We start from the raw sequence: 13,233 nt of genomic DNA, 5'->3' as shown, positions 1-13,233 counted from the left end.
AGGTCGCCGCTGAACGACAGACCTACTCCAAGCCCCGGGCTTCCCACAGCCCGGGGCTTGTTTGCTTCCCGGGCTGTGGGAAGCCCGGGGCGATGAGCACCCGAGGAGCACGCATGACCGCCGACGTGATCAACCAGTCCGCCAACGGTTCCGCCCCGCAGATGGACGAGTCCACGGGTGCCGGCAAGCCCCTGGCCGCCGACGAGATCCGCGCGATGCGGGAACGGATCGACGAGATCGATCAGGCCATCATCGACCTCTGGCTGGAGCGCTCCCGGCTCTCCCAGACCGTCGGCAAGACCCGGATGGCCTCCGGCGGCACCCGTCTGGTCCTGGCCCGCGAACGGGAGATCGTGGACCGCTTCCGCGCCGCCCTCGGCCCCGACGGCACCCAGGTCGCCCTGCTCCTGCTGCGCTCCGGCCGCGGCCCGCTGTGATCGGCGCCCCGGCGGGGGCCCGGCCCACCGGGTGACCGCCCGCAACAACGACGGTGCCCCGGGTCGTCACCTCCCGGGGCACCGTCGTCCGCAGGTCAGCGCCCGTGGACCACGTCGCGGACCTCGGCGAAGTGGCACGCGCTGGGGTGCGGGGACCGCTCCCGGATCTGCAGCAGCGGCTCCTGCTGGGCGCAGACGTCCTGAGCCTTCCAGCACCGGGTGCGGAAGCGGCAGCCCGACGGCGGGTTGGCCGGCGACGGGACGTCGCCCTCCAGGACGATCTGGTCGCGGTGGCCGCGCAGGCGCGGGTCCGGGACCGGCACGGCGGAGAGCAGCGCCTGCGTGTACGGATGCGTCGGCTGCTCGTAGATCGCCTGGTCGTGCCCGGTCTCGATGACCTTGCCGAGGTACATCACGGCGACCCGGTCGGAGATGTGCCGGACCACCGACAGGTCGTGCGCGATGAAGATGTACGACAGGCCGAACTCGTCCTGCAGGCGCTCCAGCAGGTTGATCACCTGGGCCTGGATGGACACGTCGAGCGCCGACACCGGCTCGTCGCAGACGATGATCTCGGGCTTGAGCGCGAGCGCCCGGGCGATGCCGATGCGCTGGCGCTGACCGCCGGAGAACTGGTGCGGGTACCGGTTGATGTGGTCGGGGTTGAGGCCGACCGTGTCCAGCAGGTCCTGCACCGCGCGCTCCCGGCCACCCCTCGGGACCACCTCGGGGTGGATCTCGAACGGCTCGCCGATGATGTCGCCGACCGTCATTCGCGGGTTCAGCGACGTGTACGGGTCCTGCAGCACCATCTGGATGTTGCGGCGGGCCCGCCGCAGCGCGGCGCCCTGCAGCTTGACCATGTCCTCGCCCCGGACATTGATCGAGCCGGCGGTCGGCTTCTCCAGGCCCACCAGCAGCTTGGCCAGGGTGGACTTGCCACAGCCGGACTCGCCGACCACGCCCAGGGTCTCGCCCCGGCGCAGCTGCAGGTCGACCCCGTCGACCGCCCGGACCGCGCCGACCTTGCTCTTGAAGAGGATGCCCTGCGTGATCGGGAAGTGCTTGACCAGACCCTTGGTCTCAAGGACGACGTCACTCACCGATGACCTCCCGGAAGAAGTGGCAGCGAGCCGTGCGCTGCGGGGCCACCGCGTACGGCGGGGGCGGCGGGTCCTGCCGGCAGGCGTCCCGCGCGTACGCGCACCGCGGGTTGAACGGGCAGCCACGCGGGATGTCGGTCAGCGCCGGCGGCAGGCCCCGGATGACGCTGAGCTGCTGGCCCTTCATGTCGAGCCGCGGGATCGACTCCAGCAGCGCCTTGGTGTACGGGTGGGCCGGCCGGGAGTAGATGTCGTAGACACCCGCCTCCTCGACGACCTTGCCCGCGTACATCACCGAGATCCGGTCGGCCACGTCGGCGACCACGCCCATGTCGTGCGTGATCAGGATGAGGCCCATGTTGCGCTGCTGCTGCAGGTCGGCGAGCAGGCCCATGATCTGTGCCTGCACGGTGACGTCGAGCGCCGTGGTCGGCTCGTCGGCGATCAGCACCTCGGGGTCGAGGGCCAGCGCCATGGCGATCATGACGCGCTGCCGCATGCCACCCGAGAACTGGTGCGGGTAGTCGTTCACCCGCGTCCTGGCACCCGGGATCTTGACCTGGTCCAGCAGCTCGATCGCGCGCTTCTTGGCGTCGCCGCGGGACATCCCGCGGTGCTTGCGGAACAGCTCACCGAGCTGGAAACCGACCGTGTAGACCGGGTTCAGCGCGGACAGCGCGTCCTGGAAGATCATCGCGATCCGGTTCGCCCGGACCTTGCGGCGCTGCTCCTCCGGGAGCTTCAGGACGTCGACACCGCGGTAGCGGATCTCGCCCTTGGTGACGTAGCCGGGCGGCGTGTCCAGGATGCCCATGATCGCCTGGGCGGTCACCGACTTGCCGCAGCCGGACTCACCCAGGATGGCGAGCGTCTCACCCGGGGAGAGGTGGAAGTTCGCGCCGTTGACGGCCTTCGCCACGCCGTACTGGGTCCGGAACTCGACGTGCAGGTCGGTCACTTCGAGCAGGGGTGCGCGCGGGTCGACGCCCGGTAGGACGTCCATTTGCGCCTTGATATCAGTCACAGGGTCACCGCAACTTCGGGTCGAAAGCGTCACGCACGGCGTCGCCGAGCATGATGAAGGCGAGCACCGTCAGGCCGAGGAAGAGCGCCGGCCACACCAGCGGCCAGGGTTCGGTCCGCGCGAACTGGGTGCCCTCGGAGATCATGATGCCCCAGCTGATGGCACCGTTCTTGAGGCCGACGCCGAGGAACGACAGGGTCGCCTCGCTGGCGATGTTGATGCCCAGCAGCAGGGTCAGCACGACGATGAACGACGCGATCGAGTTCGGCAGGATGTGCCGCAACATCAGCCGGCTCGGCTTGGCGCCGAGCATCCGGGCGGCGGCCACGTAGTCCTGGTTCTTCGCCGAGATGACCGCGGAACGCATCACCCGGGCGCTGGTGGTCCAGCTGAGCAGCCCGAGAGTGAGGGTGACCGCGGCGACGCCGTTGCTCTTCGGGTCGGACGACAGCCGGTTGGACAGCACGATGCCACCCAGCAGGAACGGCACGCCCAGCATGATGTCGACGAACCGGGACAGGACCGCGTCCACCCAGCCGCCGAAGTAACCGGCGGACAGGCCGAAGAGCAGGCCGATGAGGCCGGCCAGCGAGGTGGACAGCACACCGACGATGATCGAGTTCCGGGCCCCGTAGATGACCTTGGCGTAGATGTCGCAGCCCTGGTAGTCGTACCCGAAGAACGCTCCGCCGCTGGCGCCCTTGTACTGGTTGGCCAGCGTGCACTTGCCGGGGTCGCCGGAGGTGAACAGGGTCGGCCAGGCCGCCATCAGCAGCACGATCGCCACCAGGACGACGGCGGTCCAGAAGATCTTGCGCTTGCGCAGGTCGTCCCACGCGTCGCCGGCCAGACTGCGCGGCTTGTCCTTCTTCACCGGGCCGTGCGGGACGTTCGGCTGGCCGCCGGGCGCCTCGGCGGCAGCCACCGTGTTCAAGTCACTCATAGCGGATCCTGGGGTCGAGGGCGGCGTAGAGCAGGTCGACGAGCAGGTTGATGAACAGGAAGAGGATCACCAGGATGCTCACGAAACCGACCACGAGCGGACCGTCCTCGGTGCGGATCGCTCGCGCCAGGTTGAAGCCGACGCCGGGAATGTTGAAGACGTGCTCGGTGACGATGGCGCCGGCCATCAGGCCACCCAGGTCGACGCCGATCAGCGTGACCACCGGGATCAGCGAGTTGCGCAGCACGTGCACCCAGATGACGCGCATCCGGCTCAGGCCCTTGGCCCGCGCGGTGCGCACGTAGTCGGCGCGAAGGTTCTCCACCACCGAGGTCCGGGTCACCCGCATCTCCGGCGCGATCACGACACAGGCCAGCACGATCGCGGGCAAAAGCAGTTGCGTGAAGGTCGCGTCCCGTGTTGCGGTAGGCGCGAACCACCCCAGCTGGATGCCGAAGATCAACTGGAACAGGGGCGCGATGACGACGATCGGCATGGCGAGCAGCACGAGCGTGATGATCAACGAGGCGTTGTCGAAGACGCCGCCCCGCCGGATCGCGGAGTAGACGCCGACGGTCACCGCGAAGGTCGCCGCGATGACGATCGCGATGAGCGAGAGACGCAGGGTCACCGGCCAGGCGTCGGACATCATATCGATGATCTTGCGGCCGGTCATCGAGGTGCCGAAGTCCCCGGTGAGCAGGCCTTTGATGTAGTACCAGTACTGCATGAAGAAGCCTTCATCCAGGTGGTACCTCTGGGTCAGCGTGATGCGCTGACTCTCGGACACGGGCCGTTCGCCAACCAAGGCCTGGATCGGGTCCTTCTGGTTGGCGAACACCAACGCGAACAGCAGGAAGGTCGCCCCGAAGAAGGTCAGGACCATCTGCAGTAGGCGCCGCACGATGTAGCGGAACATACGGGTTTAGCCTCTTCCGCGGAAGAGCGCCGGCCTCGTGAGCACGGCGACGATGAGGGTGGGGTAACGCAGTGGTGGCGCCACGGTTTCACATTCTCCGTGACGCCACCACCGGTCGAGCGGTCAGATCAGCCGACGACTTCGATCTTGTAGAGGTCCACCTTCTGGAACAGGTCGACGTTCACGTTGGTGACCTTCTCCGAGTAGCCGTACACGTTCTGCTGCGTGTAGATCGGCACAACCGGCATCTCCTTGGCCAGGATGTCCTCGGCCGCCTGCCACTTCTTGATGGACTCCTCGGGCGTCGGCGCCGCGGAACCCTCCTTGACCAGGTTGTCGAAGGTCGAGTTGCTGTACCCGTAGTAGTTCGAGCCACCGTCGGTGCCGTACAGCGGGCCGAGGTAGTTCTCCATCAGCGGGTAGTCCATCAGCCAGCCGAGACGGATCAGGCCGACCGGCTTCTTCGCCTCGACCTTGGTCAGCAGGTCGGCGAACTTCGGCTCCTCGCCGCCGACGCAGTTGACGCCCAGGGTCGCCTTGATCTGGTTGCACGCCGCGTCGATCCAGGCCTTGTGGCCGCCGTCGACGTTGTACGTGATCTTGATTTCCTTGGGGCCGTTGGCCTCGGTGTACAGCTTCTTGGCCTCGGTCGGGTTGTACTCGCAGTTGGCGCCACAGGTGTTGGGGCGGTAACCGGCGACGACCGGGGAGACGAACGAGGTGGCCGGCGCGCGCGAGCCCAGGAAGATCTGGTCGCTGATCTCCTGGCGGTTGATCGCCATCGAGATCGCCCGGCGGACGCGGACGTCCGAGAACTCCTTCTGGAAGGTGGGGAAGCCGACGAAGCCGAAGCCGGAGTTCGGGCTCTTCTTGAACCGGTCACCCAGGTCGGCGGAGGCCTTGGCCAGGCTCTCGATCGGGATGGTGGTCTACACGTCCAGGCTGCCCGAGATCAGGTCGGCGTACTGCGCCTGCTGGTCCTGGTAGATCTTCCAGGTGATGCCGTCGACCTTCGGGGCGGTGCCCTTGAAGTCGGCGACCCTCTCCACGACGATCTGCGAGTCGTGCTCCCACTTGCCCTTCATCTTGAAGGGGCCGTTACCGATGATCGCGTCCTCGAAGCCCTCGGCGATCACGCCGTCGGAGGAGAAGGCGGCCTTCGGCAGCGGGTAGAAGACGGTGTAGCCCATGACCGACTGCCAGCCGGCGAACGGCGCCGAGAGCGTCACCGTGAAGGTCGTGTCGTCGACCTTCGCCAGACCCGTCAGCTTCTTCGCCTTGGGCTCGGGGGCCTTCTTGGGGCCCTCCTCGCCGTCCGGGTCCTTCGACTGCAGGTCGGCGTAGCCCTTGATCCGCTCGAAGAAGTACGCGCCACCCTGGCCGTTCGGGCCGTAGGCGCCGTAGTTCCAGGCGTCGATGTAGTTGTCCGAGATGACCGGCTCACCGTTGCTGAACGTGAAGCCCGGCTTCAGCTTGATCGTCCAGACGGTGTTGGTCTTGTCCGGGGTGATCGACTCGGCGGCGACCGGAACCGGGTTGTTCTGCGCGTCGAAGTCCACCAGCGGGTAGAACAGCGAAGCCAGCACCTCGGCGCCGTTGGACTCCGTGGTGTTGGAGGGGATCAGGTGCTGCGGTTCGCCGATACCGATGACGACCGTATTCGAAGTGGCGGACGAGTCGTCGGACCCGCCCCCACCGCAACCGGCGGCCAACAAGGCGATGGCGGTCGCTCCGACCGCCATCTTCCATGGGCTTTTCCCAGGCATGGGAGTGCCTCCTTCAGGGGCGCTCACGAGGGGTTGTGTGAGTAGCTGCCACTGTGACACAGGGGCACTGAAACCAAAGAGCGCCGTTATCAAGCCGATATTAGCCGTTTACGTCCGTACGCACTCCCAAAGATCGTTCTTTCGGCCGTTTCGGCAGGTCTGACCTGCGAGTACTCCCCGTAGTGTCCGAACGTACACCCGCCGCAGCCATTCGTGCGGACTTCGGTGACGCTTGGTTGATCACGGGTCAGACGAGTCGCCGGTCCGCCGCCCAGCGTGACAACTCGTAACGGTTGCTCATCTGGAGTTTCCGCAGCACATTGGACACGTGGGTCTCGACCGTCTTGATCGAGATGTACAGCTCCTTGGCGATCTCCTTGTACGCGTACCCCCGCGCCAGCAGCCGCAGCACCTCCCGCTCCCGGTTGGTCAGCTGATCCAGCTCCGGATCGGCGACCGGCACGTCCGGCCGGGAGGCGAACGCGTCCAGCACGAAACCGGCCAGCCGCGGGCTGAACACCGCGTCGCCGTCGGCCACCCGGCGCACCGCGGCGGCCAGCTCGTCCGGCGAGATGGTCTTGGTCACGTACCCCCGGGCGCCGGCCCGGATCAGGCCGATCACATCCTCGGCGGCGTCGGAGACCGACAGCGCCAGGAAGCGCACCTGCGGATGGGTACGCCGGATCGCCTCCAGCACCGCGCGGCCGCCGCCGTCGGGCATGTGCACGTCCAGCAGCACCACGTCCGGCCCGACGGCGGCGATCCGGCTGATCGCCTCGGCCACCGTGCTGGCCTCACCCACCACCTCGACGTGCCGGCCCAGCTCGGCGCGCACCCCGGCGCGGAACATCGCGTGATCGTCGACCAGGAAGACGGTCAACCGGCCGTCCGGCCGGGTCACGGACTCGGTCATCGTGCTGACTCCTTACCGGCGGTCACGCTCTCCCGGACCGGGAGGGTGAGACGCACTTCCGTACCGTCGCCGGGCGCGCTGCGGATCTCCGCGCGGCCGCCGTGGCGCTGCATCCGTCCGATGATCGAACCACGGACCCCGTGGCGGGTGTCGGCCACTCCGGCCGGATCGAACCCGGTGCCGCGGTCCCGGACGAACACGCTCAGCTCGTCCGGCTCCACCTCGGCGTAGAGCGACACGGTCTGCACGCCCGCGTGCCGCGCGGCGTTGACCAGCGCCTCCCGCGCGGCGGCGACCAGCGCCGCGACCCGCTCGTCGCACCGGGCGTCGCCGACCACCACGGTCTCCACACCGATCGCGTACGTGTCCTCGACCTCGGCGGCGGCCTGCTCGAGCGCGGCGGCGAACCGCTCGGTCGGCGACGCGGTCGGTTTGTACAGCCAGTTGCGCAGGCTGCGCTCCTGGCCGCGGGCCAGCCGCTGGACCTCCTTGATGTCCGCCGAGTTGCGCTGGATCAGGGCGAGCGTGTGCAGCACCTGGTCGTGGATCATCGCGGCCACCTCGGCCCGCTCCTGCTCGCGGATCCGGCCCTCCCGCTCGGCGCGCAGCTGGCCGAAGGTGCGCCAGATCAGCGGCGCCACCACCACGCCGACCCCGAGCAGGCCGACCAGCGCGAAGATCATGCCGTTGAGGACCGAGGAGAGCGAGTCGGCCGGCGCGTAGACCGCGACCGCGCCGATCACGCCGATCGCGACCAGGATGCCGCCGCCGACGAAGCGGAACATGAAGGAGCGCCGGTCGGTCTCCCCGACGATCGCGGCCAGCCAGGGCGTCGGCGTGTTCGGATCGATCCACTGCTCGCGGCGGGTCGGGTCGGACTGGTGCCAGATCACCCCGGCGCCGACCGCCACCACCGCGATCATCCAGCCCACCGTGGTGGCCACCTGGCCACCGAAGACCAGCGCCTGCAACAGCACCACGCCGAGGCCGATCGCCGCGAACGGCACCAGCGCGGCGAGGTCCCGGCGGGCCGGGGTCTCCTCGTTGCGGGCCTCCTGCGGCAGCACCGCCCAGTACGCCGCGTAGAGCAGCAGGCCGAGCGCGTTGAAACCGAGCAGGACCACCAGGCCGATGCGCACCGCCAGCACCGGCAGGCCCAGATGGCCCGCCAGCCCGGCGGCGACCCCGGCCACGATCCGGTGCTCGCGGGGCCGGTACAGCCGGCGCGGCTGGGGCGGGGCAGCGGTAGTCACCCTCCGATCGTCACACGCCCGGCCCACCCGGGCTACGGGGATCTTCCCGGGTACCGGCCCCGCCGGATCTCAGGGTGGCCTCAGGGTCGCTTCCGGAGGCGGCTGGGGCGCGGCGGGCAGCAGGATCGCAGACATGAACGACGAAGCTGCCGAACCCCGTACCCCGGGCACCGGTCCAGAGGGCGGGCCGGCGCCTTCCGCCACGGCGCAGACGCCGCCGCCCCCACCGGGCGCGAACGTGCCGCCGTGGCTGTCCGCGGCCGGCGCCGCGTTCGCCCGCCAGCAGCTGGTCCGCCCCCGCGACGGGCGCTACATCGCCGGCGTGTGCGGCGCGCTGGCCCGCCGCACCAACACCGACCCGGTGCTGTGGCGGGTGCTGCTGGCGGTGCTGGGCGTGCTCGGTGGCGCGGGCGTGCTGTTCTATCTGATCGGCTGGCTGATCATCCCGTCCGAGGGGGACTCCGCCTCGCCGGTGGAGTCGCTGCTCGGCAAGGGCCGCAGCGGGATGTCGCCGCTGTCGGTGGTGCTGCTCGGCAGCGCCGCGCTGCTCACCTTCTCGTTCGTGGTCAGCGACGGCGCCCGGGCCAGCATGCTCGCGGCGGCCGTGCTCGTCGGCGCGTTCCTGCTGATCAAAAGGGGCGCGCCGGGCGAGGCCGCGATGTTCCCGCCGGCGCCGCCGGCCGATCCGGCGGCCCCGCCGGCCGAGGAGCCCACGGTGGCCTTCGGCGCGCCGCCCGCCGCCGCACCGGCCGGCCAGCCGGTGACCCCGCCGGCTCCCCCGCCGTACGAACCGCCCCGCTGGACGCCGCCGGCCGAGTCCGGCTACCGGCCGCCGTTCGCGCCGCACGGGCCGTTCGCCGGCGCCGGGGCGTTCCCGCCGCCCCCGCCCGCCCCGGCGAAGCCCGCGAAACCGCCCAAGCCGCCGAAGGAGCGCTCGATCCTGGGCCGGCTCACCTTCTTCGCGATCGTCGTGGTGATGGGCGTGCTGGCCGCGACGGACATGGCCGGGGTGAACGTGACCGTCTCGGCGTACTTCGCTGCCGCGCTGGCCACCATCGCGCTCGGCCTGCTGGTCGGCGCCTGGTTCGGTCGCGCCCGCGGACTGATCTTCCTGGCCGTCCTGACCACGGCCGGTCTGCTGGTCGCCACCGGCACCGAGCGCTGGGGCAGTGAGTTCCGCGACAGCGTGTACCGCCCGGCCAGCCTCGCCGAGGTCGCCGACTCCTACGAGTTCACCCTCGGCAACGTCGCCCTGGACCTGCGCGGCGTGGACTTCAGCAACGCCGAGCAGACCACCTCGGTGAGCATGAAGGTCGGACAACTGCGCGTGCTGCTGCCGCAGAACGTGGACGCCACCGCCTCGGTCCGGGTCGGCGGCCGCGCGGTGCTCTTCGGCCAGGAGACCAGCGGCTCCACGGCGCAGTCACGTTCGGTCACCGACCTCGGGGCGGACGGCGCCGGCGGCGGCAAGCTCACGCTGGACCTGCGACTGGACACCGGAAACCTGGAGGTGATCCGATGAAACCGCATCGGACGGACGCCGTCTCGCTGACCTTCGGCCTGCTCTTCCTGCTGATCGTGGTCTGGTGGGGGCTGTCGGCGGTGGTCACCCTGCACCTTCCCGCGCTGGGCTGGACGGTCGCCGGCGGCCTCATCCTGTTCGGGGTGGTCGGCCTGCTCGGGGCGATCACTTCCGGGCGCCGCGAGCAGCCGGCCCCGGTCGCCGCCGAAACCCCGGCAGCGGCCGCACCGGGCGATCTGCCGCCCGAGGTGCACGCCTCGATCGTGCAGGAGCTGCTGGACGACCCGGCGACCCGGTTCGCCGGGGAGCAGCCGGGCGCCGGACGGCAGCACCAGCCGGGCGAACAGGAGCCGGGGAAGTGACCGATGCCCCGCCCACGGGTCACCACCGCGAGGCGGGGCAATATGCTCGCGGAATGACCCAGTTTCCCGCCGTGCCCGCCACGCCCGTCCCGGCCGTGGGAGCCCGGGCCGCTCGCGCCCTGACCGCCGAGTTCGCCCGGCAGAACACGGCCACCACCGCCCTGCTGGTCGGCGCCGACCACGCCGGGGCCGTGGTGGCCGCCGCCGTCGAGGCGCTGCTGCCGGGTGACACGCTCGTCCTGGTGCCCGGCGAGCGCAGCAGCGCCGACCTGCTCCGTGGTCACATCAGCGGCCTGGGCAGCTGGGTGGCCGACCGGGTGCGGATCGTCGACTCCCTGGACGACGCCCCGACCGCGGACGTGGTGATCGTCGGCGAGCCGGTCACCGGCACCGCCGAGGAGACCCGCGGCCTGATCGACGAGCTGACCAAGCACCTGAACGACGGCGCGGTGCTCACCGTCGCCACCCCGGCCGGACCGGGCCGCACCGCGGGCGCCGCCGCCGAGCTGTTCCGGCAGGGCTCGCTCTTCGGCGTCGGCTCCGACCTGGTGGTCCGCAACCAGCCGCCGCTGCGGGTGCACAAGCTGCGCTTCACCCCGGCGCAGGTGGCGACCGCGGCCACCCTCGCCCCGGCGTACCGGCCGTCCAGCGTGCCGCTGACCCGCACCATGCACATCGACTCCAACGGCGTCGCCGCGGCCGGCATCGCGCTCGGTCTGGCCGCGCTGGCCCGCCGGGCCCGGCCCAAGTCGAAGCTGTGGCTGCTGCCCGCGGTGGCCGCCGCCCCGGTCGCGGCGTTCTTCCGGGACCCGGAGCGCGACGTGCCGAGCGATCCGTCGGCCGTGGTCGCCGCCGCCGACGGCAAGGTGCTCTCCATCGAGCGGATGCACGACGAGCGCTTCGGGCCGGACGAGTTCCTGCGCATCGCGGTCTTCCTGTCGGTCTTCGACGTGCACGTCAACCGCTCGCCGGTGGCCGGCCGGGTGGCCGACTACTTCGTCGAGGAGGGCGGCTATGCGAACGCGATGACCGCCGCCGCCGAGCACAACGTGGCGGCGTACACGGTCCTGGACACCGACCACGGCACCGTCGCGGTCGCGCAGCGCACCGGACTGATCGCCCGGCGCATCGTGCAGCGCGCGCCGGTCGGCACCCTGGTCGCCAAGGGCGAGCGGTTCGGCCTGATCCGGTTCGGGTCGCGTACCGACGTCTACCTGCCGGCCGACAAGGCGGAGGCGCTGGTCAGCGTCGACGAGCGGGTCATCGGCGGCGCCACGGTCATCGCCCGCTGGAAGTGAACGGACGCGACACGGGCAGGCGCGCCCCGAAAGGAGGCGCGCCTGCCGGTGTCATGGCAGGCTCGCCGAGCCTGCGGGGACACCGGGCGACGAGCGCCGACCGCGGCGAATGAGCCGGTGAGGTCCGGGTGGGCCGCGTGCCGTGAGTTCCGGGTGCGCCGCGCGCCGTGAGTTCCGGGTGCGCCGCGCGCCGTGAGTTCCGGGTGCGCCGCGCGCCGTGAGTTCCGGGTGCGCCGCGCGCCGTGAGTTCCGGGTGCGCCGCGCGCCGTGAGTTCCGGGTGCGCCGCGCGCCGTGAGTTCCGGGTGCGCCGCGCGCCGTGAGTTCCGGGTGCGCCGCGCGCCCGGACCTCCTGCGGTACGGCCCCGGGAGCTTCTGCCCGCGGCCGCCCGCCCACGGTCCGCGCGGTCGCGCGCGCCCGGCGCTCGCCCGCGCGGCACCGAGCCAACAGCGGCCGCTCCGCAGCTCGCGCCGGACCGACACCGCGGACCGAGCCGGGCCGACACCACGGCTTCCGCGGGCCGACACCACGGCTTCCGCGGGCCGACACCACAACTCACGGCGGGCCGACACCGCCGCTCGCGGTGGACGTGCCGTGATCTCGCGCACGGGCCCGCGTCGATTCCCGTCACGCGAAAGGCCGCCCCGTTACGAGGCGGCCTTTCGTGACGGAGCGGGTCAGGCGCGCTTGGCGCGCATCCACAGGATCGGGCCGGAGGCCAGGTACGTCGCGACGACCAGCACGAAGGTCATCCGCGGCTGCATCAGCGCGCCGACCACCGGCAGCAGCCACAGCCACGGCGGGAGCTTCACGACGCGGGCGAGCTTCGCGTACGGAAAGCTGGAGACCATCGCGAAGGCGAGCAGCGCGACGCCGGCCAGCACCGCCATCCCGGGCAGCGGCAGGTCGATCAGCACGGCCAGGGCGAGCACCGCCGCGGCCATCGTGGTCGGCACGCCGGAGAAGAAGCGGCCGTCCTTGGGTGAGACGTTGAAGCGGGCCAGCCGGATCGCGGCGCAGCCGGCCACCAGGGCACAGGCCAGCGCGGCGGCCGGCTGCGGCACCGCCTCCTGGGTCAGCGAGGCGTAGACCACGACCGGCGCGGCCAGGCCGAACGAGCACATGTCGGCCAGCGAGTCCATCTGCGCGCCGAACGGGCTGGCGACGCCGAGCTTGCGGGCCAGCGCGCCGTCCAGTCCGTCGAAGGCGACGCAGGCGACCAGGCAGACGGCCGCGATCTGCGGCTTGCCGGCCATGGCCACGAAGATGGCCAGCAGGCCGAGGCCGAGGCTGCTCAGGGTGCAGGCGTTGACCAGGCCGAACCGGACCCGGCGCGCCATGGTGCGCTCGCCGGGCAGCAGCGGGATCGACGCCGGGGCCGGCTCGTCGAGGACCGGCTGGTCGAAGGCGGTGGTGTCCAGGGGAACTCCGGGGGCGGGAATGGTGCGGCTCAGCCCCGGTTCCGACCCGGTGTACAGCACCTCGGCGCGGGTCGCGGTGGCGGCCCGGCTCGTCTCGGCGGAGCGGCGACCCACCCGAACCAGCAGGGCTTGCCGGGCGAGTGTCCCGCCTCGGCGCAAGCGGCCAGCCCAGCGGCGACCGGCGGGACGGGGACTATCCGTCGATCGACGCCGGCGCCAAGGGGTACTCGGCACGTGCTTCCTCCATGGAGTTCGTGGTCCACCGGCATCGTG

Annotated in this window: 11 protein-coding genes and 1 pseudogene; 4 read left to right on the top strand and 8 right to left on the bottom strand. The window is 71.0% G+C overall.

The features are described 5' to 3' along the window. Nucleotides 1–161: 161 nt before the first annotated feature. Nucleotides 162–437 carry a chorismate mutase gene (locus ACTEI_RS03490; protein WP_239082286.1) on the top strand — a complete coding sequence of 92 codons (276 nt, stop codon included), beginning with the start codon at nucleotides 162–164 and terminating at the stop codon, nucleotides 435–437. Between the two features lie 95 nt (nucleotides 438–532). Here ACTEI_RS03490 and ACTEI_RS03485 read toward each other — a convergent pair whose 3' ends face one another. The 7 genes and pseudogenes from ACTEI_RS03485 to ACTEI_RS03455 all read right to left on the bottom strand — a co-directional run bounded on the left by ACTEI_RS03485 (nucleotide 533) and on the right by ACTEI_RS03455 (nucleotide 8,358). Beyond that, nucleotides 533–1,540, bottom strand: a complete 1,008-nt coding sequence (locus ACTEI_RS03485; RefSeq protein ID WP_122976312.1) for an ABC transporter ATP-binding protein — start codon at nucleotides 1,538–1,540, stop codon at nucleotides 533–535. Then, nucleotides 1,533–2,543, bottom strand: a complete 1,011-nt coding sequence (locus ACTEI_RS03480; RefSeq protein ID WP_122976311.1) for an ABC transporter ATP-binding protein — start codon at nucleotides 2,541–2,543, stop codon at nucleotides 1,533–1,535. The genes ACTEI_RS03485 and ACTEI_RS03480 overlap by 8 nt, the downstream gene beginning before the upstream one ends. Before the next feature lie 25 nt (nucleotides 2,544–2,568). Further along, on the bottom strand, nucleotides 2,569–3,507 hold the full coding sequence (locus tag ACTEI_RS03475; RefSeq protein WP_122976310.1) for an ABC transporter permease: 939 nt from the start codon (nucleotides 3,505–3,507) through the stop codon (nucleotides 2,569–2,571). Then, complete coding sequence (locus ACTEI_RS03470) at nucleotides 3,500–4,426, bottom strand: ABC transporter permease (RefSeq protein WP_122976309.1); 927 nt, start codon at nucleotides 4,424–4,426, stop codon at nucleotides 3,500–3,502. Before ACTEI_RS03470 ends, ACTEI_RS03475 begins: the two co-directional genes overlap by 8 nt. A 128-nt stretch (nucleotides 4,427–4,554) precedes the next feature. Further along, nucleotides 4,555–6,192: pseudogene (locus ACTEI_RS03465) on the bottom strand (peptide ABC transporter substrate-binding protein). 247 nt (nucleotides 6,193–6,439) lie between these two features. Continuing rightward, the gene (locus ACTEI_RS03460; RefSeq protein ID WP_122976308.1) at nucleotides 6,440–7,105 is read right to left on the bottom strand and encodes a response regulator; all 666 of its coding nucleotides are present in this window, start codon (nucleotides 7,103–7,105) and stop codon (nucleotides 6,440–6,442) included. Continuing rightward, a complete protein-coding gene (locus ACTEI_RS03455; RefSeq protein WP_122976307.1) occupies nucleotides 7,102–8,358 on the bottom strand; it encodes an ATP-binding protein in 1,257 nt (418 codons plus the stop codon). Before ACTEI_RS03455 ends, ACTEI_RS03460 begins: the two co-directional genes overlap by 4 nt. Nucleotides 8,359–8,491: 133 nt before the next feature. On the opposite strand from ACTEI_RS03455, the gene ACTEI_RS03450 reads away from it, so the two are divergent. Genes ACTEI_RS03450 through ACTEI_RS03440 form a run of 3 tightly spaced genes read left to right on the top strand, consistent with a single transcriptional unit; the run spans nucleotide 8,492 to nucleotide 11,540 of the window. Further along, nucleotides 8,492–9,880: a PspC domain-containing protein gene (locus tag ACTEI_RS03450; RefSeq protein ID WP_122976306.1), complete on the top strand. Its 1,389-nt coding sequence runs from the start codon at nucleotides 8,492–8,494 to the stop codon at nucleotides 9,878–9,880. Continuing rightward, on the top strand, nucleotides 9,877–10,242 hold the full coding sequence (locus ACTEI_RS03445) for a hypothetical protein (RefSeq protein ID WP_122976305.1): 366 nt from the start codon (nucleotides 9,877–9,879) through the stop codon (nucleotides 10,240–10,242). Before ACTEI_RS03450 ends, ACTEI_RS03445 begins: the two co-directional genes overlap by 4 nt. A gap of 53 nt (nucleotides 10,243–10,295) precedes the next feature. Next, nucleotides 10,296–11,540 carry a phosphatidylserine decarboxylase gene (locus ACTEI_RS03440; RefSeq protein ID WP_122976304.1) on the top strand — a complete coding sequence of 415 codons (1,245 nt, stop codon included), beginning with the start codon at nucleotides 10,296–10,298 and terminating at the stop codon, nucleotides 11,538–11,540. Between the two features lie 676 nt (nucleotides 11,541–12,216). Here ACTEI_RS03440 and ACTEI_RS03435 read toward each other — a convergent pair. Further along, a complete protein-coding gene (locus ACTEI_RS03435; protein ID WP_372443236.1) occupies nucleotides 12,217–13,194 on the bottom strand; it encodes a CDP-alcohol phosphatidyltransferase family protein in 978 nt (325 codons plus the stop codon). Nucleotides 13,195–13,233 lie beyond the last annotated feature (39 nt).

The organism is Actinoplanes teichomyceticus ATCC 31121 (genome assembly GCF_003711105.1).
In the GTDB taxonomy this organism is placed as follows: domain Bacteria; phylum Actinomycetota; class Actinomycetes; order Mycobacteriales; family Micromonosporaceae; genus Actinoplanes; species Actinoplanes teichomyceticus.
The sequence above is the reverse complement of the archived record's forward strand: the minus strand, read 5'-3'. Positions and strand labels throughout refer to the sequence as shown.

Excerpts from the sequence above, each read along its gene's own strand:
- ACTEI_RS03490 (WP_239082286.1), top strand. The coding sequence starts at position 162 with ATGGACGAGTCCACGGGTGCCGGCAAGCCCCTGGCCGCCGACGAGATC.
- ACTEI_RS03480 (WP_122976311.1), bottom strand. The coding sequence starts at position 2,543 with ATGGACGTCCTACCGGGCGTCGACCCGCGCGCACCCCTGCTCGAAGTG.
- ACTEI_RS03475 (WP_122976310.1), bottom strand. The coding sequence starts at position 3,507 with ATGAGTGACTTGAACACGGTGGCTGCCGCCGAGGCGCCCGGCGGCCAG.
- ACTEI_RS03470 (WP_122976309.1), bottom strand. The coding sequence starts at position 4,426 with ATGTTCCGCTACATCGTGCGGCGCCTACTGCAGATGGTCCTGACCTTC.
- ACTEI_RS03460 (WP_122976308.1), bottom strand. The coding sequence starts at position 7,105 with ATGACCGAGTCCGTGACCCGGCCGGACGGCCGGTTGACCGTCTTCCTG.
- ACTEI_RS03450 (WP_122976306.1), top strand. The coding sequence starts at position 8,492 with ATGAACGACGAAGCTGCCGAACCCCGTACCCCGGGCACCGGTCCAGAG.
- ACTEI_RS03445 (WP_122976305.1), top strand. The coding sequence starts at position 9,877 with ATGAAACCGCATCGGACGGACGCCGTCTCGCTGACCTTCGGCCTGCTC.
- ACTEI_RS03440 (WP_122976304.1), top strand. The coding sequence starts at position 10,296 with ATGACCCAGTTTCCCGCCGTGCCCGCCACGCCCGTCCCGGCCGTGGGA.